The organism is Candidatus Pantoea rara, assembly GCF_051136265.1.
Lineage (GTDB): Bacteria > Pseudomonadota > Gammaproteobacteria > Enterobacterales > Enterobacteriaceae > Pantoea > Pantoea rara.
Genome location: NZ_CP194942.1, coordinates 505,171 through 531,573 on the forward strand (window position 1 = coordinate 505,171; position 26,403 = coordinate 531,573).

Annotated in this window: 23 protein-coding genes and 3 tRNA genes; 18 read left to right on the forward strand and 8 right to left on the reverse strand. The window is 54.5% G+C overall.

The genetic code is table 11. The features are described from left to right. The 3 genes from aaeB to ACR8BF_RS02460 all read left to right on the forward strand — a co-directional run bounded on the left by aaeB (position 1) and on the right by ACR8BF_RS02460 (position 3,843). Complete coding sequence (gene aaeB, locus ACR8BF_RS02450) at positions 1–1,953, forward strand: p-hydroxybenzoic acid efflux pump subunit AaeB (protein WP_179898674.1); 1,953 nt, start codon at positions 1–3, stop codon at positions 1,951–1,953. A gap of 113 nt (positions 1,954–2,066) precedes the next feature. Next, on the forward strand, positions 2,067–3,518 hold the full coding sequence (locus ACR8BF_RS02455; RefSeq protein ID WP_434745505.1) for an NAD-dependent succinate-semialdehyde dehydrogenase: 1,452 nt from the start codon (positions 2,067–2,069) through the stop codon (positions 3,516–3,518). Between the two features lie 55 nt (positions 3,519–3,573). Continuing rightward, on the forward strand, positions 3,574–3,843 hold the full coding sequence (locus tag ACR8BF_RS02460) for a barstar family protein (protein ID WP_090966317.1): 270 nt from the start codon (positions 3,574–3,576) through the stop codon (positions 3,841–3,843). Between the two features lie 65 nt (positions 3,844–3,908). On the opposite strand, the gene yhcN (ACR8BF_RS02465) is transcribed toward ACR8BF_RS02460, so the two are convergent. The 4 genes from yhcN (ACR8BF_RS02465) to argR form a co-directional block, all read right to left on the reverse strand. Continuing rightward, complete coding sequence (yhcN, locus tag ACR8BF_RS02465; RefSeq protein WP_179898672.1) at positions 3,909–4,172, reverse strand: peroxide/acid stress response protein YhcN; 264 nt, start codon at positions 4,170–4,172, stop codon at positions 3,909–3,911. A 94-nt stretch (positions 4,173–4,266) separates the two neighbouring features. Further along, entirely contained in the window at positions 4,267–4,533 is a 267-nt protein-coding gene (locus tag ACR8BF_RS02470; RefSeq protein ID WP_313701839.1) for a YdgH/BhsA/McbA-like domain containing protein, read from the reverse strand. Positions 4,534–4,621: 88 nt separating this feature from the next. Beyond that, positions 4,622–4,885, reverse strand: coding sequence for a peroxide/acid stress response protein YhcN (gene yhcN, locus ACR8BF_RS02475; protein WP_179898671.1), 264 nt, complete (start codon positions 4,883–4,885; stop codon positions 4,622–4,624). Between the two features lie 473 nt (positions 4,886–5,358). Further along, a complete protein-coding gene (gene argR, locus ACR8BF_RS02480) occupies positions 5,359–5,829 on the reverse strand; it encodes a transcriptional regulator ArgR (RefSeq protein ID WP_179898670.1) in 471 nt (156 codons plus the stop codon). Between the two features lie 440 nt (positions 5,830–6,269). On the opposite strand from argR, the gene mdh reads away from it, so the two are divergent. Beyond that, positions 6,270–7,208: a malate dehydrogenase gene (mdh, locus tag ACR8BF_RS02485; protein WP_434745506.1), complete on the forward strand. Its 939-nt coding sequence runs from the start codon at positions 6,270–6,272 to the stop codon at positions 7,206–7,208. 49 nt (positions 7,209–7,257) lie between these two features. On the opposite strand, the gene mscM is transcribed toward mdh, so the two are convergent. The 3 genes from mscM to rsgA form a co-directional block, all read right to left on the reverse strand. Beyond that, complete coding sequence (gene mscM, locus ACR8BF_RS02490) at positions 7,258–10,587, reverse strand: miniconductance mechanosensitive channel MscM (RefSeq protein ID WP_179898669.1); 3,330 nt, start codon at positions 10,585–10,587, stop codon at positions 7,258–7,260. Between the two features lie 14 nt (positions 10,588–10,601). After that, positions 10,602–11,501 carry an archaetidylserine decarboxylase gene (gene asd / locus ACR8BF_RS02495; protein WP_434745507.1) on the reverse strand — a complete coding sequence of 300 codons (900 nt, stop codon included), beginning with the start codon at positions 11,499–11,501 and terminating at the stop codon, positions 10,602–10,604. A gap of 171 nt (positions 11,502–11,672) precedes the next feature. Beyond that, positions 11,673–12,722 carry a small ribosomal subunit biogenesis GTPase RsgA gene (rsgA, locus tag ACR8BF_RS02500; protein ID WP_179898667.1) on the reverse strand — a complete coding sequence of 350 codons (1,050 nt, stop codon included), beginning with the start codon at positions 12,720–12,722 and terminating at the stop codon, positions 11,673–11,675. Between the two features lie 101 nt (positions 12,723–12,823). On the opposite strand from rsgA, the gene orn reads away from it, so the two are divergent. The 4 genes from orn (at position 12,824) to ACR8BF_RS02520 (ending at position 13,811) form a co-directional block, all read left to right on the forward strand. Further along, complete coding sequence (orn, locus tag ACR8BF_RS02505) at positions 12,824–13,372, forward strand: oligoribonuclease (protein ID WP_090966237.1); 549 nt, start codon at positions 12,824–12,826, stop codon at positions 13,370–13,372. A gap of 154 nt (positions 13,373–13,526) precedes the next feature. Then, positions 13,527–13,602: transfer RNA gene (locus tag ACR8BF_RS02510), tRNA-Gly, on the forward strand. 31 nt (positions 13,603–13,633) lie between these two features. Then, positions 13,634–13,709, forward strand: a tRNA-Gly gene (locus ACR8BF_RS02515). Between the two features lie 26 nt (positions 13,710–13,735). Beyond that, positions 13,736–13,811, forward strand: a tRNA-Gly gene (locus tag ACR8BF_RS02520). Positions 13,812–14,162: 351 nt separating this feature from the next. Here ACR8BF_RS02520 and queG read toward each other — a convergent pair. Then, complete coding sequence (gene queG / locus ACR8BF_RS02525) at positions 14,163–15,302, reverse strand: tRNA epoxyqueuosine(34) reductase QueG (protein ID WP_434745508.1); 1,140 nt, start codon at positions 15,300–15,302, stop codon at positions 14,163–14,165. Between queG and nnr the strand changes: the two genes are divergently transcribed. From nnr to ACR8BF_RS02575, 10 genes are all read left to right on the forward strand, one after another. Beyond that, positions 15,301–16,821, forward strand: a complete 1,521-nt coding sequence (gene nnr / locus ACR8BF_RS02530) for a bifunctional ADP-dependent NAD(P)H-hydrate dehydratase/NAD(P)H-hydrate epimerase (RefSeq protein WP_313700184.1) — start codon at positions 15,301–15,303, stop codon at positions 16,819–16,821. The two genes, queG and nnr, sit on opposite strands and share 2 nt — an antisense overlap. Beyond that, positions 16,818–17,294 (forward strand): tRNA (adenosine(37)-N6)-threonylcarbamoyltransferase complex ATPase subunit type 1 TsaE, encoded by a 477-nt coding sequence (gene tsaE / locus ACR8BF_RS02535; protein WP_179898664.1) that lies wholly within the window; start codon positions 16,818–16,820, stop codon positions 17,292–17,294. Before nnr ends, tsaE begins: the two co-directional genes overlap by 4 nt. Next, the gene (gene amiB, locus ACR8BF_RS02540) at positions 17,291–18,961 is read left to right on the forward strand and encodes an N-acetylmuramoyl-L-alanine amidase AmiB (RefSeq protein WP_434745509.1); all 1,671 of its coding nucleotides are present in this window, start codon (positions 17,291–17,293) and stop codon (positions 18,959–18,961) included. Before tsaE ends, amiB begins: the two co-directional genes overlap by 4 nt. Before the next feature lie 46 nt (positions 18,962–19,007). After that, positions 19,008–20,873 carry a DNA mismatch repair endonuclease MutL gene (gene mutL / locus ACR8BF_RS02545; protein ID WP_434745510.1) on the forward strand — a complete coding sequence of 622 codons (1,866 nt, stop codon included), beginning with the start codon at positions 19,008–19,010 and terminating at the stop codon, positions 20,871–20,873. Beyond that, positions 20,866–21,816 carry a tRNA (adenosine(37)-N6)-dimethylallyltransferase MiaA gene (miaA, locus tag ACR8BF_RS02550; protein WP_179898661.1) on the forward strand — a complete coding sequence of 317 codons (951 nt, stop codon included), beginning with the start codon at positions 20,866–20,868 and terminating at the stop codon, positions 21,814–21,816. The genes mutL and miaA overlap by 8 nt, the downstream gene beginning before the upstream one ends. Positions 21,817–21,919: 103 nt before the next feature. Continuing rightward, positions 21,920–22,231 (forward strand): RNA chaperone Hfq, encoded by a 312-nt coding sequence (gene hfq, locus ACR8BF_RS02555; RefSeq protein ID WP_009087468.1) that lies wholly within the window; start codon positions 21,920–21,922, stop codon positions 22,229–22,231. Between the two features lie 72 nt (positions 22,232–22,303). Then, positions 22,304–23,584 carry a ribosome rescue GTPase HflX gene (gene hflX, locus ACR8BF_RS02560; RefSeq protein WP_090966223.1) on the forward strand — a complete coding sequence of 427 codons (1,281 nt, stop codon included), beginning with the start codon at positions 22,304–22,306 and terminating at the stop codon, positions 23,582–23,584. Positions 23,585–23,754: 170 nt separating this feature from the next. Further along, positions 23,755–24,993 (forward strand): FtsH protease activity modulator HflK, encoded by a 1,239-nt coding sequence (gene hflK / locus ACR8BF_RS02565; protein ID WP_179898659.1) that lies wholly within the window; start codon positions 23,755–23,757, stop codon positions 24,991–24,993. A 3-nt stretch (positions 24,994–24,996) separates the two neighbouring features. After that, positions 24,997–26,001 (forward strand): protease modulator HflC, encoded by a 1,005-nt coding sequence (gene hflC, locus ACR8BF_RS02570; protein ID WP_003855319.1) that lies wholly within the window; start codon positions 24,997–24,999, stop codon positions 25,999–26,001. A gap of 56 nt (positions 26,002–26,057) precedes the next feature. Next, positions 26,058–26,258, forward strand: coding sequence for a DUF2065 domain-containing protein (locus ACR8BF_RS02575; RefSeq protein WP_010256126.1), 201 nt, complete (start codon positions 26,058–26,060; stop codon positions 26,256–26,258). Positions 26,259–26,403: the final 145 nt, after the last annotated feature.

A 26,403-nucleotide genomic window follows, 5' to 3' on the forward strand; every position in this document is an offset into this window, starting at 1 on the left:
ATGATCCAGTTCCTGCGGTTCCCGGTAAAGCTCACCTTTGCGCTGGTGTTAGCGTTAATGGTCGGTTTTCATCTCAACCTTGAAACGCCACGCTGGGCAGTCATGACCGCCGGGATCGTGGCGGGTGGCACCGCATTTGCGGCCGGTGGCGATCCGTATTCAGGGGCGCTGCGCTATCGCGGTGTGTTGCGTATTATCGGGACATTTATCGGCTGTATCGCCGCACTGACTATCATGATCGCCACCGTTCGTGCGCCTGTCGTGATGTTGCTGCTGTGCTGCATCTGGGCAGGACTCTGCGTCTGGCTCTCTTCGCTGATTAAGGTGGAAAACTCCTACGCGCTGGGACTGGCGGGCTACACCGCACTGATCATTGTGGTGACAGCCAACGCCAGCGGCGGTCTGACGCTGGTGCCCCAATATGCGGTAGAACGTTGCAGTGAAATCGTACTCGGCATTTTGTGTGCCATTCTGGCCGACATGATCTTCTCGCCTCGTTCGATTAAAAAAGTCATCGACGCGGAAGTTGATTCATTGCTGGTGGCCCACTATCAGCTGCTGCAACTCTGCGTCGCACACGGTGATAAAGACGAGGTCGATAAAGCCTGGAGCGCGCTGGTACGGCGTACCACGGCACTGAACAGCATGCGCAGCCAGCTAATGATGGAATCGTCACGCTGGAAGAACAGCAACCGCCGCTTGCAGATGCTTAATACTCTGTCGCTGACGCTGATTACGCAGGCCGCCGAAACCTTCCTGATCCAGAATTCCCGTCCTGATTACATTCCGCCACAGTATCGGTTGATGGTTGAAAAGCCAGCGTCGACCATTGAAGAGGTGCATAAGCGGATGAAAGTAATGCGGCGGGTAATGGGTGCCAGTGACAAGTCAACGCCGGTCACGCTAGCCAGCTGGGTGGGCACTGCCACTGAATATCTGCTGCTGCTTAAAGGGATCAAAAGCAATAGCCGGATTACCTCGCTGGAAGAGGAGATCCTGCAGCGTGAAGTGGTGATTCAGGCGCGTTCCGCCGAAACTCATCATGCGATGATCAACGGCATTCGCACCTTCGTTGCCACCGCGCTGGGCTCACTTTTCTGGCTCTACACGGGCTGGACGTCTGGCAGCGGCTGTATGGTGATGCTGGCTGTTATTACCGCGCTGGCGATGCGCATGCCCAACCCGCTGATGATGGCAAAGGATTTTCTCTACGGCATGACGGTCGCGGTTCCGCTGGGGGCGCTCTACTTTATGTATGTCCTGCCCGCGACGCAGCAGAGCGCACTGCTGCTCTGCATTGCCATCGGCATACTGGGTTTTGTCGGCGGCATCTTCATTCAGCGGCGTCAGCTTGGCACGCTGGGCGCGTTAATTGGTACCCTCAACGTGCTGGTGCTTGATAACCCGATGCAGTTCCGGTTTAACGTCTTTCTCGACAACGTGCTCGGTCAGGTTATCGGCTGCTTTGTGGCGATGATGGTCATCCTGCTGATTCGTGATAAATCGAAGGCGCGCACCGGCCGCAAACTGCTGAACCGTTTTATGTATGCCGCGGTCTCGGCCATGACCACCAATCAGGCGCGTCGGCGTGAAAACCATCTGCCGGCGCTCTATCAGCAATTGTTTCTGCTGCTCAACCTGTTTCCGGGCGACATCAATAAATATCGCATCGCCCTGACGCTAATCATCGGTCATCAGCGGTTACGCGATGCAGAAGTACCGGTTAACGCTGATCTCTCTGCTTATCATCGGCAGCTTCGTTACACCGCAGACCGGGTGATCTCGGCCAGCAGCGACGACAAACGGCGTTACTACTTTGAGCGTTTGCTGAAAGAGCTGGATGTCTATCAGGAAAAACTGGCCCATTACGAGGCGCCTGTCAGCGTAACGGAACCAGTAAAAAGACTGGCGATGATGCTGGATAAGTACCAGAACACGCTCATCCAAATCTGAATCTGGCCGCTGCGACCTGCAGCGGCCTGCACAATCCCCGCCCATCACTAAATCTGTCGCTTTTGCCAACTATACTCTCCAGACGGAAGAGCAAAACTGACAGGAGCGAATCAATGAAATCACTGCAAGAGAGCGAACTGTTCAAGACCGGCTATTTAGCGGCTGGTCAGTGGCATCAGGCGGCCTCCACCTTTGACGTGACCAATCCGGCAACCGGTGAAGTGATTGCGCAGGTGGCAAAAGCCGGTAGAGTTGAAACAGAACAGGCTATCGCCGCCGCAGAATGCGCCTTTCCCGCGTGGCGAGCGCAGACCGCAAAAGCACGCGCTGAAATTCTTACTCGCTGGTATCAGCTGATCATTGAAAACAAGCGCTGGCTGGGACAGCTGATGACGACCGAACAGGGTAAGCCCCTGAAAGAGGCGGAAGGGGAAGTTGAGTACGCCGCCAGTTTCATTCAGTGGTTTGCTGAACAGGCGAAACGGGCCAATGGTGAAATTATTCCGCCCGCAAAACCGGGTTCCCGGATTCTGGCAACCCGTGAGCCCATTGGCGTTGTCGCTGCTATCACGCCGTGGAATTTCCCGATGGCAATGCTGACCCGCAAACTGGGTCCAGCCCTGGCAGCGGGCTGTACCGGCATTATTAAACCGGCTAATAACACGCCACTTTCCGCCTTTGCCCTGCTGGCGCTGGCAAAGCAGGCGGGCGTACCTGATGGTGTATTAAACGCGGTGGCAGGTGACACCCATGCCATCAGTGATGCGATCATGGCCAGTAAAGCAGTGCGTAAAATCTCGTTCACTGGCTCCACCCAGGTCGGCAAGCTGTTAATGCGTAATGCTGCTGAAACCATGAAAAAAGTGTCGATGGAATTAGGCGGGAATGCCCCGTACATCGTTTTCGATGATGCTGACATTGATGCCGCCGTTCAGGGTGCGATTGCCAACAAATTTCGTAATGCGGGCCAGGTGTGCGTCAGCGTGAACCGCTTCTACATTCACAATGCTGTCTATGATCGTTTCACTCAGCAACTGGCTGCCGAAGTCAATAAGCTGAAGGTCGGCAACGGCATGGACGAAGGTGTGATTGTCGGTCCATTGATTGAAGCGTCGGCGGTGGAAAAGGTTGAGCAGCATGTTAAAGACGCGGTAGCCAAAGGCGGAAAATTGCTGGCGGGTGGCGAGCGACATGCGCTGGGCGGCAATTTCTGGCAACCGACCGTGATTACCGAGGCGCACGAAGGCATGCAGCTTGCCCAGGAAGAGACCTTTGGACCGGTGGCCGCCTGCTTTCGCTTTGATGATGAAGATGACGTGATCCGCCGCGCCAACGATACACCATTCGGCCTCGCCGCTTACTTCTATACCCAGAATCTGCAACGGGTGTTCCGCGTTTCGGCTGCGCTGGAAAGCGGCATGATCGGCATTAACGAATGTGCTGTTTCAACCGAGCTGGCACCGTTTGGTGGTGTGAAAGAGTCGGGTCTGGGCCGCGAAGGTTCGGTACTCGGGATGGAAGAGTATCTGGAGGTCAAAACGCTGCACTTAGGCGGTTTGAGCTAGCGGACACAGTCGGGCGGCGAAGGTCGCCCGTAGACGGAGCATGGGAGCCGTCAGCATGAAAATCGAGCGCTTTGATTTTAATGAAATTGTCGACCAGGCCCATTTCTTCCGCCAGTTTGCCGAGCGATTTGCGCTGGAGGAGCGCCGCATCTGTGATCTGGATGGATTATGGGACGTGGTGACGGGCGATCTATTACCTATGCCGCTGGAGATTGAGTTCGTCAATCTGGGCAGGGGACAACGACGGCGCTACGGCGCGCTTATTCTGTTATTTGACGAAGCGGAAGAAGAACTGGAGGGTCGGCTGCACTTTAATGTCAGATAAAACGTCAGATGAAAAAAGGCCCCGACGAGCGGGGCCAAAGGGTTCGTCATAAATCTGACGAGGAATTATTTATAAAGCTGTGCAGTGATGTGATAGTTGTCGCCGGTGCGTGCTTCGATCACTTTATAGGCGCTGGCACCCTGTTCATCCGCTTTCTGTGAAAGCTCAGCACGGTAATCCATTGGCGCTCCCGCGATTCCACTGATGCTTACGGTGCCCGCAGGCTGCAGGTTCTGAGTCTGATCGCCGGTTACCAGTTGTGCGGCTGATGCGCCGAACGCCATAACGGAAAGCAGACTGACTGTAGCGATGGTTGTTTTGATATTCATGGTTATCTCCTCAATACGTTCAACAACCTGCGGTTATTCGTAAAGGCGGGTCGTCGATATTTGTCATGCGCCATTCAGGCGTGATGACGGTTAATTATTTATAAAGCTCAGCGGTAACATGCCAGGTGTTGTCCTGGTTGTTTTCGATGATGCGATAATGGCTTGCGCCCTGTGCATCAGCTTTCTCTGACAGCACCTGACGGATATGCGTCTGGTCGCCGTTACGGCCACCAATGCTGATAGTCTGATTCATTGGCTGCAGACTCTGTGCCTGTTCATTGGATACCAGGCTTGCGGCACTGGCGCCTGCTGAGAACAGGGATGCCAGACTCAGTGCGGCAATCGCTAATTTCATTTTCATGGTCAAATCTCCTGAAATGTTTACTTCAGCTCTCCGGAGCGAAAAAGGCGCGTCAGACAGAGAGCCGATGGCATTAATGGGCCAGATCTTAGTTGTACAGTGCGGCGGTAGCGTGATAATTGCCGTTGTTATAAGCCTCAATCACGCGATAGGCTTTTGCGCCCTGTTGATCGGCTTTATCGCTGAGTTTCTGCTTTATATCCATGGGTGAACCAGATACGCCGCTGACACTGATGGTGCCGACAGCCTGCAGATCCTGTGCCTGAGAAGCATCGATAGATTCTGCTGCCACAGCACCAAATGATAGGGCAGAGAGAATGCTAAAAGCAGCGATGGTAGTTTTAATGTTCATAGGTATTTCCTCGTCGTCTATTTTTATCTTTTTAGTTAGTGTGATTTGCATCACGAAAAGAAGTATAGAACTAATAACGATAGAAATTAATACCCCGCTAATAATGTTTTCTCGTGATTCCTTATCCTTATGGCTACTTTTAATAACTTAACGTTATAAAAGCAGTATAAAAAATAGCCTTTGGTCTGTTTTTAATCAAAAAAACAGTGAGATAGATCACTTTAACGTTTAGTGCGAAAGTAGAGGGTGTATCGGACTGGAGTTTGATCTGGATCCGGGCAATGGTGCCGGATCAGTGATGTAAAGCAGTGTAAAATAGCGCAGAAGGTTAAGCAGAGTAACCGATCTCACCAATGGTCAGATGCATGAAAGCAGGCTTATTAATGACTAATCAGCGATGCAGAGTGACGCAAAGCTGAGGGACGAGAACACACAGACGACCTGGCGCGTGAAAGCAGGCCGTCAGTCAGCGATCAGAGTTCCTGTTCAAACAGGTTGAGGATCGCGCTGTGAAGCTGCTTAACCGTGAAGTCGCGCGCACGCGTGATAAAAATCGTGTCATCACCAGCAATGGTGCCAAGTATTCCGTGTGACTTACCCAGCGAATCCAGCATACGAGCAATCAGCTGTGCTGCACCTGGACTGGTATGAATCACGACCAGTGCATCGTTGTAGTCGATATCCAGTACCAGGTTTTTTAACGGGCTGGTGGTGGTCGGCACACCCAACTCGGCGGGCAGGCAATAAACCATCTCCATTCTGGCATTACGGGTGCGCACCGCGCCAAACTTGGTCAGCATCCGCGAGACTTTGGACTGATTAATATTTTCAAAGCCTTCATCCTGAAGTGCCTGAACAATTTCGCCCTGGGAACTGAATTTTTCTTCTTTTAATAAAGCTTTGAAAGCCTTGATCAGATCGTCTTGTTTCGATGGGTTTCGCATAGGTTACCAATAAATAGAGAGAATAACCGCGCAGCCGCCTGCGGCAGAGTGGTGATTATGCATTTAAATGCATTTTTATGCAATCGGTCGATTGGTGAGCAGAGTTTGGGCGGCCAGCGGGCGGCGATAATAGCAAATAAATCCGCTCAGACCAAAACCTCCGTCACAGCGCCGGAAGGCGAAGGTTGCAAAGTTGTTATATTATTGGTGGTGTAGTAACAGAAATAGCAACAGAAAACGCTGGTAGCCGTTCTCTGTCTGACGACGGCAAAGTTGTCGGTCATTCAGGCGCAATGATAAGTAACTTTTGAATCCGGCGATTAAGTGTGAAAACACGTAGAATTAACAGCGGATATTTATCATCGCCTGAGCAGTTGATTAAGGTCTGACACAGATAGAATTTCGGCCCATCTCTGCCCCACCTTAATAAGGAGTTAAGAATGAAAGTTGCCGTTCTCGGTGCCGCTGGCGGCATAGGCCAGGCGCTCGCACTTCTGCTCAAAACCCAGCTTCCCGCAGGTTCAGAACTCTCACTGTATGACATCGCACCGGTTACGCCAGGCGTTGCCGTTGACCTCAGCCATATTCCTACTGCAGTGGCTATTGAGGGGTTCAGTGGAGAAGACGCAACACCCGCTTTAAAGGGTGCCGATGTGGTACTGATTTCCGCAGGCGTTGCACGTAAACCGGGTATGGATCGTGCTGATCTGTTTAACGTTAATGCGGGCATCGTGCGCAACCTGATCGAACAGGTCGCTACCACGGCGCCTAAGGCGTTGATTGGTGTCATTACCAATCCAGTCAATACCACCGTTGCCATCGCAGCAGAAGTGCTGAAAAAGCACGGTGTCTACGACAAAAACCGTCTGTTCGGCGTGACTACGCTGGATATCATCCGCGCCAATACGTTCGTAGCGGCGCTGAAAGGAAAGCAACCTGATCAGGTAGAAGTTCCTGTGATTGGCGGCCACTCTGGCGTGACCATTCTGCCGCTGCTATCGCAGGTAAAAGGCGTCAGCTTCAGCGAGCAGGAAGTCGCCGATTTGACCAAACGCATTCAGAATGCCGGCACCGAAGTAGTGGAAGCCAAAGCGGGTGGCGGTTCGGCCACGCTGTCGATGGGCCAGGCAGCCGCCCGTTTCGGTTTATCACTGGTTCGTGCGCTGAAGGGTGAGGCCAATGTGGTGGAGTGTGCTTACGTGGAAGGTGAGGGTGAACATGCCCGCTTCTTCTCACAGCCGCTGCTGCTGGGTAAAAACGGGATTGCTGAGCGCAAGCCGATTGGAACGCTCAGCGCTTTCGAACAGCAGGCGCTGTCAGGCATGCTGGATACGCTGAAGAAAGATATCGCTCAGGGTGAAGAGTTCGTTAAGCAGTAACTGATGGCTCAGACTTGAAATAACGCCCGGCTTTGCCGGGCGTTTTGCATTACAGGCCGCCAGATTTGTAAGCGCGGGCTGCGGGCGTACCGTTGCTGGCAGGCAGCTTCTTGCCCAGGGTCTCCATACGCATCTGGAAAGGCGGGAACGGCATCTCGATACCGTGCTGATCAAATCCGCTCAGAATCAACTGATGCAGCTCGTGACGCAGCGGCATACGGTGTCCCATCTCAGCGGCATGCACACGGAGTTCAAACAGCTGAATTCCCTGCTGCAGATCGACCAGGAAGGCTTCCGGTTGCGGCGTGTCCAGGACATAGCTGCAGCGTTCAGCCGCCTGAATCAGAATGGTGGTGACCTGTTCACTGCTCACTTTCGCGGGAGCCGGAATGGTCAGCACCACGCGCGTCACGGAATCGGACAGCGACCAGTTGATAAACTGCTCGGTGATAAAGGCCTTGTTCGGCACGATGATCTCTTTGCGGTCCCAGTCTGTAATGGTGGTTGCGCGGGTGTTAATCCGCGTGATGCTACCGGTCAGGTCGCGGATCGTCACGGTATCGCCGATACGAATCGGCTTTTCGAACAGGATAATCAGACCGGAGATAAAGTTGGCAAAAATCTCCTGCAAACCAAACCCCAGTCCCACACCCAGTGCGGCAACCAGCCACTGCAGCTTCGACCACTCAATACCAATCATTGAGAATCCAATCAGCCCGCCAATCAGCAGCAGCAGATATTTAGTCAGGGTCGTGATGGCGTAACCGGTACCGGGCGTCAGATTAAGATGCTGCAGTAGCGCCAGCTCAAGCAGTGCGGGCATATTGCGTACCAGCTGGGTGGTAATAATAAACACCAGAATAGCGATCAGCACCGACCCCAGGGTGATGGGCTGAATAGATTCCACGCCCTGCACGGAGGTACTGACATCCCACAGCTGAATATTCTCCAGGAAGCCAAAGGCCGAATGGATTTCGGACCACAGCACAATCACGGAGACCAGGGCGATCAGCATCAGGATAGAACGTACCAGTCGCAGCGACTGCGCACTGATGGCATCCAGGTCAATCACCGGCTCTTCAATTTCAATCGCGTCAGTGTTCAGAGAGCCTTGCTCTTTCTCTTCTTCACTGCGCGCACGGTTAGCCAGCATGTCGGCCCGGCGCTGACGGGCGCGATCAAAGCCGAGACGGCGACGCTGAATCAGCATCCAGCGCCGGATAATGTGATAGATAACCAGCAGCAGGAACCAGATGGCGACGGAGGTCTCCAGCCTCGCCAGCAGCGCCTGCGCGGTAGCCAGATAGCCCACGGCGGAGGCAAGGGCAGCCATCAGCGGCATGGCGATCATCAGGTTCCACAGCATCCGGTTCACCATGTTCTCGCCATTCCCCTCTTTATCGAGATAGAGCGGAATCCCGGAACGCTTCAGGCTCACGGTGACAATACTGATTGCCCCGCAAATCAGGATGAAACAGAGACGGCCCAGTGAGGAGGAGAACTGCCGATCTTCCAGATTGCCAAAGGCGATCAGCAGCATAATCAGCGGCACAATCAATCCGATGCTCAGCGAGTAGTAGCGCATGGCGCGCGCCACCCGATTCTGCGGCCAGCGGAAATGCACAATGAACAGGCCATTAGGACGGGCAAAGGCAGCGCTAATCATAAACGCCCACAGCAGCGGCAGCGTGGCGGTGATGCCATCGCCAATCGCTACGGCGATAGGGTAGGGCCAGGCGTTTTGCAGGCCATAACCCAGTGCACCCCATAATACCGGCAGCGGCAGTGCCACCAGGATCGACCAGAACAGGGTACGAATAGTCAGGCGGAAACGATCCTGAGTGACCTTGCCGACTTTGCTGGCGGAACGGTCAAGGAAAGCGTTGAAGTGGCGGCGCGAACTGATGCTGAAGCCGACCAGCAGCAACGCACCAATAATCGGCAGCACCGAGTTACGGCTGGTGAACATCATTGCCATCGCTTTGCCGAGTTGTCCCAGTGTATCCAGCGACAGCAGACGGGAAAGATCCTTGGCCAGATCCAGCGGATAACTTAAACCAATCGGGTTAACGTCGGCGGTCCAGAACAGATAGCGGTGCGTCGCCTCTTTGACTTCCGTCAGCGCATCCTGCAACTGCGTGTTGCCAACCTTAAGCTTGGTGATCTCCAGAATCAGCGTGTCACAGCCGGATATCAACGAATTGAGCAGCTCGCGCTGTGTGCGTAGCTGCGCATCAAGAATACGCTTCTGGTCTGCGGTGAAGGGCTGACCATCGGCCTGCCGCCCCTTGCGTAGCATCTCCTGGCGTTCCAGCAGATCTTCATAATTGAGACGCTGCACGCGAAGCTGTGCCATCTCATTATCAATCTGCTGCGACTTGGGCATCTCCGGCAGGCGCGCGACCTGCGCTCGTAGCGCTTCACCCAGCAGATTAGAGGCACCCAGCCACTGCGACTGTTCACGCAGGGTAGAGAGTGCCTGACGGACCTGAATAATCTGGTTGGTGGCCAGCCGCTGCTGCGATGCCACCAGATCCATGCGCTGCGCCTGCTGATTCAGGGCAACAGAGAGTTCGCGGTTAACCCGAAACTGATCGCTAATCTCTGGCGGCAGATCGCCACTGTTTTCTGCCAGCTGCTCGGTGCGAGCCAGTGCGACTTCCGCTTCACGTTGCCGCTGATCGTTGAGCTGGTTGCGTAGCGCCTGCAGATAGTTATCGAGCTGCGTCGCTTTACGCTGGTGGGCTTCAGCCCGCATCCGCGCCAGTTCCTGTCGGTTGTTGGCGGAGAGCTGAGCGAGCTCAAGTTCATCGACGAGTGCTTTATTCGCAGCGCTTTCTGCCTGACGCGCCGCCAGTTGCAGCTGGCCCTGTGGCGAACTGCTGCTGACACCCTGCAGCCGGCGTTCACTCTCCGTCATCGCCCGGCGAGCTTCAGTCTGCTGCTGTGGCAACTGCGATAGAGAATCACTGATTTCCCGCGCGCGGTCCTGCTCCTGCCGCGCCTGACGACCCTCTTCCAGTAACTGGCTGCTGACCTGCAGGATCTCCTGATCCAGCTCGGCGCTGCTCATGTTGTTGCGCACGGTTTTGCCGCTGTCACTGAGTGCAGCAATCTGCTGACGCAGTTCGCGAGCCAGACGCGGGAAGTCATCAATGACCTGCTGATATTGCGCCGCGCGTTCCAGCGATTCATCACGTTCAGAAAGGAAGTTTAAGGCGGCTTCAATCGTCTGGATCTGCTCAGCCTGAGACGGTGAGCTTTTGGCAGATTTTACCTCTTCCAGCTGCTGTTTGAGCTGGCTGGCATCAGGAAGGCTGGCCGCAAAGGCCGGGCTGCTGAGCCACAGGCTCAGCAGCAGGAGGAGAATCGAACGCACAGAGGACACTCAATTTAATCGACGATGACGCCGGAAATGTTTGTTTCGACCGGTAGCACAATCGCCAGCGGTTGACCCAGACGGGTTTTGCTTTCGGCTTCCAGGCTTTCAGCCAGCTTGACCCGGCCCGGAGCAAACAGGTTGATGACGGTAGAGCCGAGTTTAAAGCGGCCCATTTCCTGGCCTTTCAGCAGCACCACTGCGCCTTCATCATCCGCTGCCGGATAGTGCCAGCGTTTGATCACACCTTCACGTGGTGGCGTGATGGTGCCAGCCCAGACGGTTTCAATGCTGCCGACAATGGTAGCGCCTACAAGGATCTGCACCATCGGCCCGATGTCGGTTTCGAAGTAGCAGATAACGCGCTCGTTACGGGCGAACAGGTTAGGAATATTACGCGCGGTCAGCGGGTTGACGGAGTAGAGGTCGCCAGGCACATAAATCATCTCACGCAGGATACCGTTGCACGGCATATGAACGCGGTGATAATCACGCGGTGCCAGATAGGTGGTGACGAACTCACCCTCAACAAACCGGGCCGCCATCTGCTCATCACCCGCCAGTAATGCATCGATGGTGTAATGATGGCCTTTTGCCTGGAAAATCTGATCGCCTTCAATGTGACCGAGCTGGCTGATAGCACCATCTGCGGGCAGGGCGATGAGGCTGGCGTCGGCATCTACCAGACGCGCATCATCTTTCAGTGGACGGACAAAAAAGTCATTAAAGGTGCGATAGCTGGCGGTATCGGGTTTGCGCGCTTCCGCCATGTCGACTTTGTAAAACCAGACAAAGATGTCAATGACCAGTTTGGTCAACCAACCACCGCGGCGACTGGCGCCCCAACCGGCAAGTTCAGTCAGCCATTTCTTCGGGAGAATATGATTCAAGCCGAGTTTTAAACGATCAAACACCTTAGCCTCCTGGCTATTTCAGGACGTTGTAAAAAAGGGGGCGGATTGTAGCAGCGCCCCGTTCAGATGGCGACTATACCCGATTTCCGGCACGCTGCACGGTCTGGACGCGCGACTGGAATGCACTTCGCAAAATGTACCGGCTTATCTGTTCAGACGCGGTTATACCGATTAACTTTCACCATCAGGGAAATTTTTACGCGTTTTTACCTGCGCCATGCTCTCCAGGATACGGTGGTAGTTATCGAAACGGGACCGGTTGATTTTTCCCTGTTCGACCGCTTCACGAATGGCACAGCCAGGATCGCTGCCGTGTTTACAATCACGGAATTTGCAATCGCCCAGGTATGCACGGAATTCGACAAACCCGCGGGTAACCTGTTCCGGCTCCAGATGCCACAAACCAAACTCACGCACGCCAGGAGAATCAATCACGTCGCCGCCGTCCGGGAAGTGATACAGGCGCGATGCAGTGGTCGTGTGCTGGCCTAAGCCTGAGCCGTCCGACACCTCATTGGTCAGAATCGCGACCTGCTCTTCTTTGTCGAAGCCGAGCAGGGCATTCAGCAGACTCGACTTACCGACACCAGACTGACCGGCAAAGATACTCACTCGGTCAGTTAACGCCGCTTTCAGATCGTCCAAACCGTTTTTCGCCCGGCTGGACACCATCACCACGCGATAACCAATATCGCGATAGATATCCATCTGCTGGTCGACAAAAGCGCGCGCCTTATCATCCAGCAGATCAGTTTTGTTCAGTACCAGCAACGGCTCAATGTCCAGCGTCTCGCTGGCAACCAGATAGCGATCGATGATGTTCAGCGACAGTTCCGGCAGGATTGCCGACACGACAATGATCTGATCGATATTTGCCGCCATCGGCTTCACACCGTCGTAGAAATCGGGGCGGGTTAACACGCTGGTGCGCTCATGCACCGCTTCAACAATGCCTTTGCCGCCGCTGGTGGCCGGACGCCACATCACCCGGTCGCCAGTCACCAGCGAACGGATAGTACGGCGGATATTGCAGCGGTGGGCGACGCCTGCGCTATCCTCAACATCAGCATGCATGCCAAAACGACTGACAACGACTCCATCTGCAGCTTCACCAAACAGGTTGTCATCCGCTTCCGGACGCTCTCTGCGTTGGGTGAGACGGCGATCGTGGTTAGCGCTTACGCGACGTTGTTGGCCTTTCGACAGTTTATTTTTACTCACTCACCCTCACAGCATTAGCCAGATTTCGCCCGGCTGGGCAAAACGACTATGATACACCTTATTCATTGTGAATGACGACTACAGCAACCGCAGGAAACAGCATGGCTACTGGAAATGAGCAGAATCTAATCTGGATTGATCTTGAGATGACCGGACTTGATCCGACGCACGATCGCATTATTGAGATTGCGACCCTGGTGACGGACGCCAACCTGAACATTCTGGCGGAAGGGCCGGTCATGGCCGTTCATCAGTCCGATGCGCAGCTGGCGTTGATGGATGAGTGGAACGTCCGCACCCATACCAACAGCGGTCTGGTTGCGCGGGTGAAGGAGAGTAAGATTGACGACCGCGCAGCAGAGCTGGCGACCATTGAGTTCCTGAAACAGTGGGTTCCGGCCAACACATCGCCTATTTGTGGCAACAGCATCGGGCAGGATCGCCGCTTCCTGTTTAAGTACATGCCTGAGCTGGAAGCCTATTTTCACTATCGCTACCTTGATGTGAGTACACTGAAAGAGCTGGCTCGTCGCTGGAAACCGGATATCCTGCCTGGCTTCAAAAAAGGCGGCACGCATCAGGCGCTGGACGATATCCGTGAATCAGTGGCGGAACTGGCATACTACCGCGAGCACTTTTTGCAGCTTTAGAGAGCGGTGGGTGCGCATGAAACCATCAGTTTGCTGTTTTAATCAGCAAACGCGCTGAAAGCGAAAATTTTTGCTTTCAGACGCTTGCAGCAGCAACGATTTCTCGTATAATGCGCACCCCGTACCGGTGAAGAATTTATTAACGGTACAAGGCGCGGGAATAGCTCAGTTGGTAGAGCACGACCTTGCCAAGGTCGGGGTCGCGAGTTCGAGTCTCGTTTCCCGCTCCAGTTTTAAAGTTTAAGCAGCAGTAACCTCTTTGCGGGAATAGCTCAGTTGGTAGAGCACGACCTTGCCAAGGTCGGGGTCGCGAGTTCGAGTCTCGTTTCCCGCTCCAGTTTTGATTTAGTAGTGCCCTTCTATGCGGGAATAGCTCAGTTGGTAGAGCACGACCTTGCCAAGGTCGGGGTCGCGAGTTCGAGTCTCGTTTCCCGCTCCAGTTTTAACATCACCCCTGTTTCAGTCCGTTTTACGGCTGTTTTACGTCGCGTGATTTTTGATTGTTTGCTGAAGGTTATCCACAGCACGATACCCCATTCTCAGCGCCTATTACGGCGATCTGTAAATTGCTTTTGAACAGAGTTATCCACAGCTTTGTACTTTAACCGAAGCGATAGCCTCATTATTAAATAAACACAAATTTTACATAAGTTGTTGATATTTATATCTATGAAAATATTTCAATTTGTTTTTTTGCAGCGAAATCAGCGTTGTTGCAGTTGAATGACAACAGCTTTTTATTTTTATTCACAGCATGTGGAAAACGATAATATGCATCATGGCTGGTCAATCACGCATCACGCGGCAAACCTTTCTCTACTGCACGAACCAGCCGCTTCTGCTGGGCAGGCTGCACTTCAACCACGAGTTGCTCGCGTTTCTGCTGCTGCTGAGTGATTGCCCACAGAATATGTTCATCCAGTAGTTCGCTCTCACCCAGTCGTTGTTCTAACACCTGAACGATTTCGGGCGACCAGGACGCATTACCCAGCGCAACGGCAATATTACGTAGCCAGCGTAAATGACCAATGCGGCGAATCGCTGAGCCTTCAGTGATGCGTAAAAACTTCGCTTCATCCCATTGAAACAGATCGACCAGCTCTGGCGCATGTAACGCAGCTCGCGGTGAAAAGTCACTTTCGTCACTAAGTTGTCCATAGCGATTCCATGGACAGATGAGCTGGCAGTCATCACAGCCATAAATCCGGTTGCCCATCAGCGGACGAAACTCTTCCGGGATAGCACCTTCCAGCTCAATGGTGAGATAGGAGATACAGCGACGGGCATCAACAACGTAAGGCTCAACGATAGCGCTGGTGGGGCAGATGGTCATGCAGGCGACACAGCGGCCACACTGCTCCTGCTGCGGTGTGTCTACCGGCAGCGGAATGTCGATCAGCAGTTCGCCAAGGAAAAACCATGAGCCTGCTTCCCGATTCAGTATCAGCGAATGTTTACCGGTCCAGCCGAGTCCTGCTTTGGCCGCCAGCGGTCGCTCAAGCAGCGGTGCCGAATCGACAAACGGCCGAAAATTCAGCTCGCCACAGTGCTGCTGGATCATTTCTCCAAGCTTTTTCAGTCGATTGCGTAATACTTTGTGGTAATCACGACCTAATGCATAACGGCTGACATAGCCCAGCTGGGGATTTTTAAGCGTACTGGCGAAGGCGGCTTTGGCCGGAAGGTAGTTCATGCGAACGCTGATGACGCGCAGCGTGCCGGGTAGCAGCTCATGAGGACGCGCCCGCATCATGCCGTGTCGCGCCATCCACTCCATCTCGCCATGATACTGCTTTTCCAGCCACGCCTGCAGGCGCGGCTCTTCTGCACTGAGATCGGTATCGGTGATGCCGACCTGCTGAAAGCCGAGATCCAATCCCCACTGTTTAATCTGTTGTGCGAGTTGATCAAGATCGAGAGGGTATGACATGAGTGACCAGGATTTGAAGAAAAACAGCCGCAGTTTACCATATTCTGTCTGGCCTGCGCAGGCCGTGGCGCAGCTTGAGCAACAGGGGGCCGATACGCTCGGGGTGACGCTGTATGAACTGATGCTGCGTGCCGGGCAGGCCGCTTACGAGCATCTGACTGCGCACTGGCCAGAATCCAGCCACTGGCTGATTCTGTGCGGACAGGGCAACAACGGCGGCGATGGCTATGTGCTGGCGAGGCTGGGGCAGGCGGCGGGCAAAACCGTTACGCTGCTGGCGTGCGATAGTGAAAAAGCATTGCCGGAAGAGGCGCAGCGCGCGCGGGAGGCATGGCTGGATGCGGGCGGTGAAATTCATGCGGCCAATGCGGCCTGGCCAGAGCAGATTGATGTGATTATCGATGCATTGCTGGGAACTGGCAGCAATCGTGCACCCGGAGAACCTTATGCCACGCTGATCCAGCAGGCTAACGCCCATGCAGCACCGATACTTGCCATTGATATGCCTTCCGGCTTATCCGCCCGCAGCGGCACTGCACCCGGCGAAGTGATTAATGCCAGCCATACGCTGAGTGTGGTCGCACTGAAACCGGGTCAGATCACCGGCAAGGCGCGAGACTTCATTGGAAAGCTCTACTATGCCGATCTCGGGCTAGCTGCTTTTCTGGCGGGGGAAGCGGCGCCCATCGCGCGTTATGATGCCAGCGCATTAACCCGCTGGCTTAAACCGCGTAAACCGACCTCGCACAAGGGAAGTCATGGCCGATTGCTTGTAGTAGGGGGCGATACCGGTACCGCGGGTGCAGTACGAATGACCGCTGAAGCGGCTCTGCGCAGCGGCAGTGGACTGGTGCGAGTACTCACTCACAAAGATAATATTATTCCGATTCTGACCGCCCGGCCCGAAATTATGGTTGATGAACTAACCGATGAACGACTGACTGAGGCGCTGGAGTGGGCCGATGTAATCGCAATTGGGCCAGGTCTGGGTCAGCGCGAATGGGGAAAGCGGGCGCTGAAGCGGGTTGCGGTCAGTGAAAAGCCGATGCTTTGGGACGCGGATGCGCTTAACCTGCTGGCAATCAGTGCTGAGAAACGTCAGAATCGCATTATTACGCCGCATCCTGGCGAAGCGGCGCGTTTGCTGAATATCGAGACCAGTGAAATTGAGAGTGACCGCTTACATGCAGCGCAGACATTGGCGCAGCGTTATGGTGGCGTCGTGGTACTGAAAGGTGCGGGGACGCTGATTGCCAGCGAGCAGGGCGAAATGGCCTTTGCGGATGTGGGCAATGCCGGTATGGCTTCTGGCGGGATGGGCGATCTCCTGAGTGGAATTATCGCCTCGCTGGTGGGTCAGAAACTGACGCTGTTTGATGCGGCCTGTGCTGGGTGCGTGGCTCATGGTGCAGCGGCCGATGCGGTGGCTGCAGAACGCGGTACACGCGGTATGCTCGCAACTGATTTACTGGATCTGCTGTGGCAGTTTGTTAATCCTGAGATGAATAAAGAAGCATGAAGACCTGTGTTATTTCTTTGCCCGATGAGGCGGCTACGCTCAGTTTGGGCGCTCAACTGGCGCGCGCCTGTGGCACTGCGGCAGTGATTTATCTCTATGGTGATCTGGGGGCGGGTAAAACCACCTTCAGCCGCGGCTTTCTGCAGGCGCTGGGCCATCAGGGTAACGTCAAAAGCCCGACTTACACCCTGGTTGAGCCGTACACGCTGAACGACCGTACGCTCTATCACTTTGACCTCTATCGTCTTGCCGATCCTGAAGAGCTCGAATTCATGGGTATCCGTGATTACTTCAGCGGTGATGCTCTCTGTCTGGTGGAATGGCCACAGCAGGGTGCAGGTTTTCTGCCGCCGCCGGATCTCACCTTAACGCTGCGTTATGTGGGTGAGGCGCGTGAGGCGGAGCTGGCGGCACAATCTCCGTCGGGCCAGCAATGGCTGGAACAAGTTGGTCAGGGCAAGGATCAGGCATGATGTCACGGATGAAAATAGCGCTGGTATCCCTGTTACTTCTGGTTAGTACGCCACTTTTTGCTGCCACTCTATCCGATATCAAAGTCGCGAACGGCGACAGTCAGGCCACGATCACCCTGAACTTTGCCGGACAGCCTGTCTACGCCTTCTTCCCCCTGCACAACCCGAATCGTGTCGTACTTGATGTGCGACAGAGTGGCGTGGTTCAGGGGCTGCCGCTTAATTTCAGCGGCGAAAATATCGTAAAGCGGATTCGTACCAGCACCCCTAAAGATAAGCAGAGTGTGCGCCTGGTGTTTGAACTGACACAGGCGGGCAAAACCCGGGCGGTCACGCAGCACAATGGCAATAGCTACAGTGTGGTCTTCACCATTACCGGCAAGGCACCTGCTATTACGCGCAGTGTGCCTGCGTCGGTCACGGCCCCGGCACGCGTGCCGACCCCGAGCGCCGATGCGGTTAACCCGTTTAATTCAAATCCAGTGACATCTGTGACCAGCACGGCCAGTACTGTACGTCCTGGCCGTGCCGTCAGCCAGAATGACACCGTGATTGTGGCGATTGATGCCGGACATGGTGGTCAGGATCCTGGCGCTATCGGGCAGCGCGGCCTGAAAGAGAAGAACGTCACTATCGCGATTGCCCGTAAACTGCGGGTGTTGCTGAATAACGATCCGATGTTCAAAGGCGTGCTGACGCGAGATGGCGACTATTTTATTTCGGTTATGGGCCGCTCTGATGTAGCGCGTAAAGCCAATGCCAACGTGCTGGTATCGATTCACGCTGACGCCGCGCCGAGCCATGCGGCGACCGGTGCATCGGTCTGGGTATTATCCAATCGTCGCGCGAATAACGAGATGGCTAACTGGCTTGAGCAAAAAGAGAAACAGTCAGAGCTGCTGGGCGGCGCAGGAGACCTGCTGGCTAACAGTCAGGCTGACCCTTACCTCAGCCAGGCGGTACTGGACCTTCAGTTTGGTCATTCGCAGCGGGTTGGTTATGACATCGCCCAGAAAGTCTTGCAGCAGCTGCGCGGCGTAACGTCGCTGCATAAACGTCTGCCTGAGCATGCCAGTCTTGGCGTGCTGCGTTCGCCAGATATCCCTTCATTGCTGGTGGAAACCGGTTTTATCAGTAATTCCTCGGAGGAGCGACTGCTTGGCAGTAGCGCACACCAGGATAAGATTGCGCAGTCGATCTACAGAGGTCTGCGCACTTATTTCCTGGCGCACCCGCTACAATCCATCCCAAAGGAGGAAAACCGGCCGCTGGACTCGTCGCCAGTGGTCAGCGTCGCCAGTAACCCGGCAACCGGGGTAACGCAATATACCGGTGTGACCCAACGTCATACGGTGACGCGCGGTGAGACACTTTCCGGCATTGCCGCGAAATATGGCGTCAGCATGGACACGCTGCGTGAAATGAACACGCTGAAGCGGGATGTGGTCTGGGTCGGACAGCGGCTGAAAGTGCCGGCCAGCGCGTCTGCCAGCCGTACTACGCGCGCCACGCCACGCGGTATGGTGCGCCATAAAGTTGTGGTAGGTGATTCACTGACCGGTATTGCCGCACACTATGGCGTCAGCCCGAAAGCGATTATGCAGACCAATAACCTGAAGTCGACCAACGTCATGTTGGGGCAGAACCTGAAAATTCCTGCATCCTGATTGTTTGCCCGGCCGCTGTGCCGGGCTGCCAGCTAAAAGGAAAACCATGCCGATTCAAATTTTACCGCCCCAGCTGGCAAACCAGATTGCGGCGGGTGAAGTGGTTGAGCGTCCTGCATCGGTTGTCAAAGAGCTGGTGGAGAACAGCCTGGATGCGGGTGCGAACCGCATTGACGTGGATATTGAAAAGGGTGGCGCAAAGCTTATCCGCATCCGTGATAACGGCTGCGGCATCGTGAAAAGCGAGCTGTCGATGGCACTGGCCCGACACGCTACCAGTAAAATAGCCTCTCTCGATGACCTGGAAGCGATTATGAGCCTGGGTTTTCGCGGCGAAGCGCTGGCCAGTATCAGTTCTGTCTCCCGCCTGACTTTAACTTCACGGACCGCCGATCAAACGGAAGCCTGGCAGGCCTATGCGGAAGGGCGTGACATGACGGTGACGGTCAAACCAGCGGCGCATCCCTGTGGTACCACGCTGGAAGTGCTGGACCTCTTTTATAACACGCCGGCACGCCGCAAATTTATGCGCACTGAGAAAACTGAATTCGGTCATATTGATGAAGTCATTCGTCGTATTGCACTGGCGCGTTTTGACGTCGCGATTTCGCTGAGCCATAACGGCAAGATGATGCGGCAGTATCGTGCCGTCAGCGAAGAGAGCCAGCGCGAACGGCGACTGGCGGCGATTTGCGGCACCACTTTTATGCAGCATGCGCTGCGAATCGACTGGCAGCATGATGACCTCTCGCTGCGCGGCTGGGTCGCCGATCCCGCCGGTTCGCGTCAGGTCACCGATTTGCAGTATTGCTACGTCAATGGCCGGATGATGCGCGATAAGCTGATCAACCACGCTATCCGCCAGGCATTCCAGACCCAGCTTCAGGATGACCAGCAGCCCGCTTACGTGCTCTATCTGGAAATCGATCCGCATCAGGTGGATGTCAACGTTCACCCGGCCAAACATGAAGTGCGGTTTCATCAGTCACGCCTGGTACATGATTTTATTTATCAGGGTGTGGTCAGTGCCCTTCAGGCGATGGCGGCACCCACCTTGCCCGCGCTGCAGGCCGAAGAAACCGCGCCGCGCTGGCAGCCTGAAAATCGTCAGGCAGCCGGGGGAAACCATTTTGCACAGCCTGCGGCATCCGCCAGTGAGCGAAAACCCTCAGCGTCCGCCCGTGAAACGCAGCCCGCAGCGGCGCCCGCCTGGCAGAACAAAGAGAATGTTTATCGCCAGCGTGAAGGCGCGGTTTATCAGCAACTATTGAAGACGCCTGCCAGCCCGACAGCGCCCATAAAAACTCGCGAGCCAGCTCCGCGTCCGGCCGAAAAACCCTCGCCGCTGCCCGCACATGCCCAGAGTTTTGGCCGGGTACTGACTGTGCTACATAGCCACTATGCACTACTGGAGCAGGATCAGACATTAATGCTGATGGCGCTGCCGGTTGCGGCGCGCTGGCTGAAACAGGCGCAGCTTGAACCGGGTGAAGAGGGGCTTAAACCGCAGCCGCTGCTGATTCCGGTACGGCTGAAAGTCGCCCTGGATGAACGCCAGGCGGGGAAAGAAAATAGCAGCCTGCTCAATCAGATGGGCATCGACATTCAGATCGAAGGGGACTACGTGACCTTACGCGCGGTGCCTTTACCGTTACGAACACAAAATTTACAAATCTTGATTCCTGAGCTGTTAGGCTATCTCGCCCGGCAGCAGGAGAACTCTGCGACGCAACTGGCCCAGTGGCTGGCGCGGCGTCAGGAAACAGAGTCCTCCGACTGGAATCACTCACAGGCGATCAACCTGCTGGCAGAGCTTGAACGGCTTTGCCCACAGCTACTTAAATCGCCGCCTTCAGGCTTATTACAGCCCATAGAGATTGAGAGCGCGGTCAACGCGTTGAAGCATGAGTGAACTAAACCAGGCTGGCCGGCCAAAGGCTATTTTTTTGATGGGACCCACGGCTTCTGGCAAGACGGCTTTAGCCATAGAGTTGCGTAAGCAATTACCAGTGGAACTAATCAGCGTTGATTCTGCCTTAATCTATCGTCAGATGGATATTGGCACGGCGAAACCGTCGGCTGAGGAGTTAGCAGTGGCGCCCCATCGTCTGCTCGACATCCGCGATCCCGCAGAAGCCTATTCGGCAGCGGAGTTCCGTCGGGATGCTTTAGCAGAAATGGCGGAGATCGTTGAAGCCGGACGAATACCGTTGCTTGTTGGTGGAACCATGCTCTACTTCAAGGCGTTACTTGAAGGATTGTCGCCGTTGCCCTCGGCCGATCCCGACGTTCGTCAACAGATAGAGCAAACGGCGCGTGAAAAAGGCTGGGATGCTTTACACCGCCAGCTGTGTGAAATCGACCCGGTTGCCGGTAGTCGTATTCATCCGAATGATCCGCAGAGACTTTCGCGAGCACTGGAAGTTTTTTTTATTTCGGGTAAAACTTTAACGGAACTGACAAAAACATCCGGTGAAGCGTTACCCTATGACGTGCAACAGTTTGCCATCGCTCCCGCGAGCCGTGAATTGCTGCATCAGCGCATCGCGTTGCGTTTTGAGCAGATGTTGGCGTCAGGATTTGAAGCGGAGTCTCGGGCCCTTTTTGCACGAGGTGATTTGCATACGGACATGCCTTCCATTCGTTGTGTTGGCTATCGTCAGATGTGGTCTTATTTATCGGGCGAAATTGATTACAGCGAGATGGTTTATCGTGGAATTTGCGCAACCCGGCAACTTGCTAAGCGACAGATGACCTGGTTACGCGGTTGGGAAAATGTTCACTGGCTTGACAGTGACGAGCCCCGGCTGGCGCGTGATACAGTGTTACAGGTTCTTAGTGCGAAGCATGGGTGATTGTGTACAATTGATGGGTTATCGTGCGCAAATTTTTACGCAGCTTTTTTCGAACCATAGGTTCTACTAGCAACAAACAACAAGCATATAAGGAAAAGATATAATGGCTAAGGGGCAATCATTACAAGACCCGTTTTTGAACGCACTGCGTCGTGAACGTGTTCCGGTTTCGATTTATCTGGTTAACGGTATTAAGCTGCAGGGTCAGATTGAGTCATTTGATCAGTTCGTCATTTTGCTGAAAAACACGGTAAGTCAGATGGTTTATAAGCATGCCATTTCTACCGTTGTTCCTTCGCGCCCGGTTTCTCACCATAGCAATAATACCGGTGGCGGCAGCAACAATTATCATCATGGCGGCAGCAACACATCTGCGCAGCCACAGCCACAACAAGACGGTGATAACGCAGAATAACGCGTCACCGTACAGCCAGGAACGGAGAACAGAGGTTTTCCGTCCTGGTCTTTTATTTAGCGAGGTTATAGCTTGTTTGACCGTTATGAAGCCGGTGAGCAGGCCGTACTGGTACACATCTGGTTCTCCCAAGACAAAGAAGTCGAAGATTTACAGGAGTTCGAAACCCTGGTCTCTTCTGCTGGCGTTGAGGCGCTGCAAGTGGTTACTGGCAGCCGTAAAGCGCCACATCCCAAGTATTTTGTCGGTGAAGGAAAGGCCGTTGAAATTGCCGATGCGGTAAAAACAACTGGAGCATCGGTCGTATTATTCGATCATGCCCTTACGCCCGCTCAGGAAAGAAACCTTGAGCGCCTGTGCGAATGCCGGGTCATTGATCGGACCGGTTTAATCCTGGATATCTTTGCCCAACGCGCACGTACCCATGAAGGTAAATTGCAGGTTGAGCTGGCACAGCTGCGCCATCTTGCAACACGTCTGGTGCGTGGCTGGACTCACCTTGAACGCCAGAAAGGCGGTATCGGTTTGCGTGGTCCGGGTGAAACGCAGCTGGAAACAGACCGCCGCCTGTTGCGCGGACGTATCAGCCAGATTTTGTCTCGTCTTGAGCGGGTTGAGAAACAGCGTGAACAGGGACGTCAGTCCCGTGCCAAAGCGGATGTGCCAACGGTTTCACTGGTGGGTTACACCAACGCCGGTAAGTCGACCCTTTTTAACGCCATGACCTCTGCCAACGTCTTTGCCGCAGACCAGCTGTTTGCGACACTCGATCCCACACTACGCCGTCTGAATGTTGCCGATGTCGGAGACGTGGTGCTGGCGGACACGGTCGGCTTTATTCGTCATCTTCCTCACGACCTTGTTGCCGCTTTTAAAGCCACGCTGCAGGAGACACGTCAGGCGACGCTGTTAATGCACGTGATCGATGGTGCTGACCTTCGCGTCACAGAAAATATTGCAGCCGTTGATGCCGTTCTGGAAGAGATTGAAGCGGATGAAATCCCGACGTTACTGGTAATGAATAAAATCGATATGCTCGACGGATTCGAACCGCGTATCGATCGTAACGAAGAGAACCTGCCAATTCGCGTCTGGCTTTCCGCCCAGACCGGCGTTGGCGTTCCGTTGCTATGGCAGGCGCTCTCTGAGCGTCTGGCGGGTGAAATTGCCCAGCACGCGTTACGTCTGCCACCCGAAGCGGGGCGTCTTCGCAGCCGTTTCTATCAGTTGCAGGCGATTGAGAAAGAGTGGAATGAAGAAGATGGCAGTGTAGGATTGCAGATACGTATGCCCATCATTGAATGGATGCGGTTATGTAAGCAGGAACCGTCGCTGACCAGTTACATTGTTTGATATTTCCCAATCCAACTTACCCAAAAGATTTCAGGTTTTAGCAAGGCTGCAATTAAATACATTACCGGGAGCTTACCCCTGTAAGTGACCGGGATGCGTGAACGCAGCCAACGCAGCAACAGCCTGAAAGATGACGGGTAAATCGTAATTACAATAAATGGAGTAGAAACATGGCGTGGAATCAGCCCGGAAATAACGGACAGGACCGCGACCCGTGGGGAAGCAGCAATAATCAAGGCGGCAACTCTGGGGGGAATAAGGGAGGACGGGAATCCGGGCCTCCTGATCTGGATGATATCTTCCGTAAGCTGAGCAAGAAGCTTGGTGGACTGGGCGGTGGCAAACAGAGCGACAACGGTCAGCGCGGCTCCGGCAGTGGTGGCAAAATTGTTGGCATCGTGGCTGTTGCTGCTGTAGTCATCTGGGCTGCAAGCGGTTTCTACACCATCAAAGAAGCGGAACGTGGCGTGGTGACGCGCTTCGGTAAGTTCAGTCACCTGGTCGAACCGGGCCTGAACTGGAAGCCGACGTTCATTGATCAGGTGCGTGCAGTTAACGTTGAATCGGTGCGTGAACTGGCCGCTTCTGGCGTCATGCTGACATCGGATGAGAACGTCGTGCGCGTCGAAATGAACGTGCAGTACCGTGTGACTGATCCTGAACGCTATCTCTATGCTGTGACCAGCGCGGATGACAGTCTGCGTCAGGCGACTGACAGCGCACTGCGCGGCGTGATTGGCCGTTCTACCATGGACCGCATTCTGACCGAAGGTCGTACCGTGGTGCGTAGCGAAACCCAGCGTGAAATCGACGAGACAATTCGTCCTTACGACATGGGCGTCGCGGTAGTGGACGTCAACTTCCAGGCTGCCCGTCCGCCGGAAGAAGTGAAGTCTGCGTTTGATGACGCGATTGCTGCACGCGAAAACCGTGAGCAGTACGTCCGTGAAGCAGAAGCATACGCCAACGAAGTTCAGCCGCGTGCTAACGGTCGTGCGCAACGTATTCTGGAAGAGGCGCGTGCGTACAAAGAGCGTACCGTTCTGGAAGCGCAGGGTGAAGTGGCGCGTTTCGCCAAGATTCTGCCGGAATATAAAGCCGCGCCTGAAATCACCAAAGAGCGTCTTTATATCGAGACCATGGAACGTGTGCTGAGCCATACCCGCAAAGTACTGGTTAACGATCGGGGTAATAACCTGATGGTGCTGCCGCTGGATCAACTGATGCGTGGCACGCAGGCTGCACCGGGCCAGAGCGGTCAGAAGGGCAGTAACAGTTCTTCGCTGCCAGCTATCTCCGATCGCGGCGCCAGCCGCAATGACACGTCGTCATACAGTCCGGACAACATCATGGATCAGCGTCGGGCAAATGCTCAGCGCAGCGACAGCCAGCGCGAAGGGAGAGAGTAATCGATGCGTAAGCCAATAGTATTTTTGATCATTGTCGTGCTGGTGGCGCTCTATGCGTCGCTGTTTGTGGTGCAGGAAGGGGAGCGAGGCATTGTCCTGCGCTTCGGGAAAGTTCTGCGCGACGGCGAAAACAAACCGCAGGTATTTGCGCCGGGTCTGCATTTTAAGATCCCATTCCTGGAAACGGTTAAAACACTGGATGCACGCATTCAGACCATGGACAACCAGGCGGATCGCTTCGTCACTAAAGAGAAGAAAGATCTGATCGTCGACTCTTACATCAAGTGGCGTATCAGTGACTTCAGTCGCTATTACCTGGCCACAGGTGGCGGTGATGTCTCGCAGGCGGAAGTGCTGCTGAAACGTAAGTTCAGTGACCGCTTACGTTCTGAAATGGGTCGTCTGGACGTGAAAGATATCGTAACGGATTCACGTGGTCGCCTGACTACGGATGTACGTGACGCGCTGAACACCGGTTCTGCTGGCAGCGATGATGAAATCGCAACCCCTGCGGCGGATGACGCCATTGCCAGTGCAGCGGCCCGAGTAGAGCGTGAAACTAACAGCAGCGAGCCCGCACCGAATCCAAACAGTATGGCGGCATTAGGTATTCAGGTTATGGATGTGCGTATCAAGCAGATCAACCTGCCTACCGAAGTGTCCGATGCGATCTTCAACCGTATGCGTGCTGAGCGTGAAGCGGTAGCACGTAGCCAGCGTTCGCAGGGTCAGGAAGAGGCAGAAAAACTGCGTGCTCAGGCCGATTATCAGGTCACGCGTACTCTGGCTGAAGCCCAGCGTGAAGCACTGATTACACGCGGTGACGGTGATGCGGAAACGGCGCGGTTGTTTGCCGATGCGTTCAGCAAAGATCCTGACTTCTACGCGTTTATTCGCAGCCTGCGTGCTTATGAAAACAGCTTCAGTGAAAATCAGGATGTGATGGTGTTAAGCCCGGATAGCGACTTCTTCCGATATATGAAGGCGCCCTCTAACGCGACTCGTTAAGAACTGATATAACCTGTGGGCCGACAATGTTGTCGGCCTTTTTTTTGGGTAGCAGAATGAAAACAAGCATCTGGATGGCGCTGGCGCTGGTATTAGTGCTGGAAGGGTTGGGACCGATGTTTATGCCACGCGCCTGGCGACGCATGATCCTGACGATGACCCGCTTACCCGATCGCCTGCTGCACCGGTTTGGTGGCGGTCTTGTGGTCGCTGGCATGGTGATTTATTGCATGCTCAGCCTGCACGGCAACCTGTAAAGCCCGGGTTCAGACCGGCTAAATTGTGCCTCTTCGCACCATTATCCCCAACATGTTGTAGTGATCAAAACTCAGGCAAAAAAGCGCGCAATCGTATGCTAAAAGTGCTGAAAACCATGGGATCAGATGGTAGAATCCTTTTTTA

Excerpts from the sequence above, each read along its gene's own strand:
- aaeB (WP_179898674.1), top strand. The coding sequence starts at position 1 with ATGATCCAGTTCCTGCGGTTCCCGGTAAAGCTCACCTTTGCGCTGGTG.
- ACR8BF_RS02455 (WP_434745505.1), top strand. The coding sequence starts at position 2,067 with ATGAAATCACTGCAAGAGAGCGAACTGTTCAAGACCGGCTATTTAGCG.
- ACR8BF_RS02460 (WP_090966317.1), top strand. The coding sequence starts at position 3,574 with ATGAAAATCGAGCGCTTTGATTTTAATGAAATTGTCGACCAGGCCCAT.
- yhcN (WP_179898672.1), bottom strand. The coding sequence starts at position 4,172 with ATGAATATCAAAACAACCATCGCTACAGTCAGTCTGCTTTCCGTTATG.
- ACR8BF_RS02470 (WP_313701839.1), bottom strand. The coding sequence starts at position 4,533 with ATGAAAATGAAATTAGCGATTGCCGCACTGAGTCTGGCATCCCTGTTC.
- yhcN (WP_179898671.1), bottom strand. The coding sequence starts at position 4,885 with ATGAACATTAAAACTACCATCGCTGCTTTTAGCATTCTCTCTGCCCTA.
- argR (WP_179898670.1), bottom strand. The coding sequence starts at position 5,829 with ATGCGAAACCCATCGAAACAAGACGATCTGATCAAGGCTTTCAAAGCT.
- mdh (WP_434745506.1), top strand. The coding sequence starts at position 6,270 with ATGAAAGTTGCCGTTCTCGGTGCCGCTGGCGGCATAGGCCAGGCGCTC.
- orn (WP_090966237.1), top strand. The coding sequence starts at position 12,824 with ATGGCTACTGGAAATGAGCAGAATCTAATCTGGATTGATCTTGAGATG.
- nnr (WP_313700184.1), top strand. The coding sequence starts at position 15,301 with ATGAGTGACCAGGATTTGAAGAAAAACAGCCGCAGTTTACCATATTCT.
- queG (WP_434745508.1), bottom strand. The coding sequence starts at position 15,302 with ATGTCATACCCTCTCGATCTTGATCAACTCGCACAACAGATTAAACAG.
- tsaE (WP_179898664.1), top strand. The coding sequence starts at position 16,818 with ATGAAGACCTGTGTTATTTCTTTGCCCGATGAGGCGGCTACGCTCAGT.
- amiB (WP_434745509.1), top strand. The coding sequence starts at position 17,291 with ATGATGTCACGGATGAAAATAGCGCTGGTATCCCTGTTACTTCTGGTT.
- mutL (WP_434745510.1), top strand. The coding sequence starts at position 19,008 with ATGCCGATTCAAATTTTACCGCCCCAGCTGGCAAACCAGATTGCGGCG.
- miaA (WP_179898661.1), top strand. The coding sequence starts at position 20,866 with ATGAGTGAACTAAACCAGGCTGGCCGGCCAAAGGCTATTTTTTTGATG.
- hfq (WP_009087468.1), top strand. The coding sequence starts at position 21,920 with ATGGCTAAGGGGCAATCATTACAAGACCCGTTTTTGAACGCACTGCGT.
- hflK (WP_179898659.1), top strand. The coding sequence starts at position 23,755 with ATGGCGTGGAATCAGCCCGGAAATAACGGACAGGACCGCGACCCGTGG.
- hflC (WP_003855319.1), top strand. The coding sequence starts at position 24,997 with ATGCGTAAGCCAATAGTATTTTTGATCATTGTCGTGCTGGTGGCGCTC.
- ACR8BF_RS02575 (WP_010256126.1), top strand. The coding sequence starts at position 26,058 with ATGAAAACAAGCATCTGGATGGCGCTGGCGCTGGTATTAGTGCTGGAA.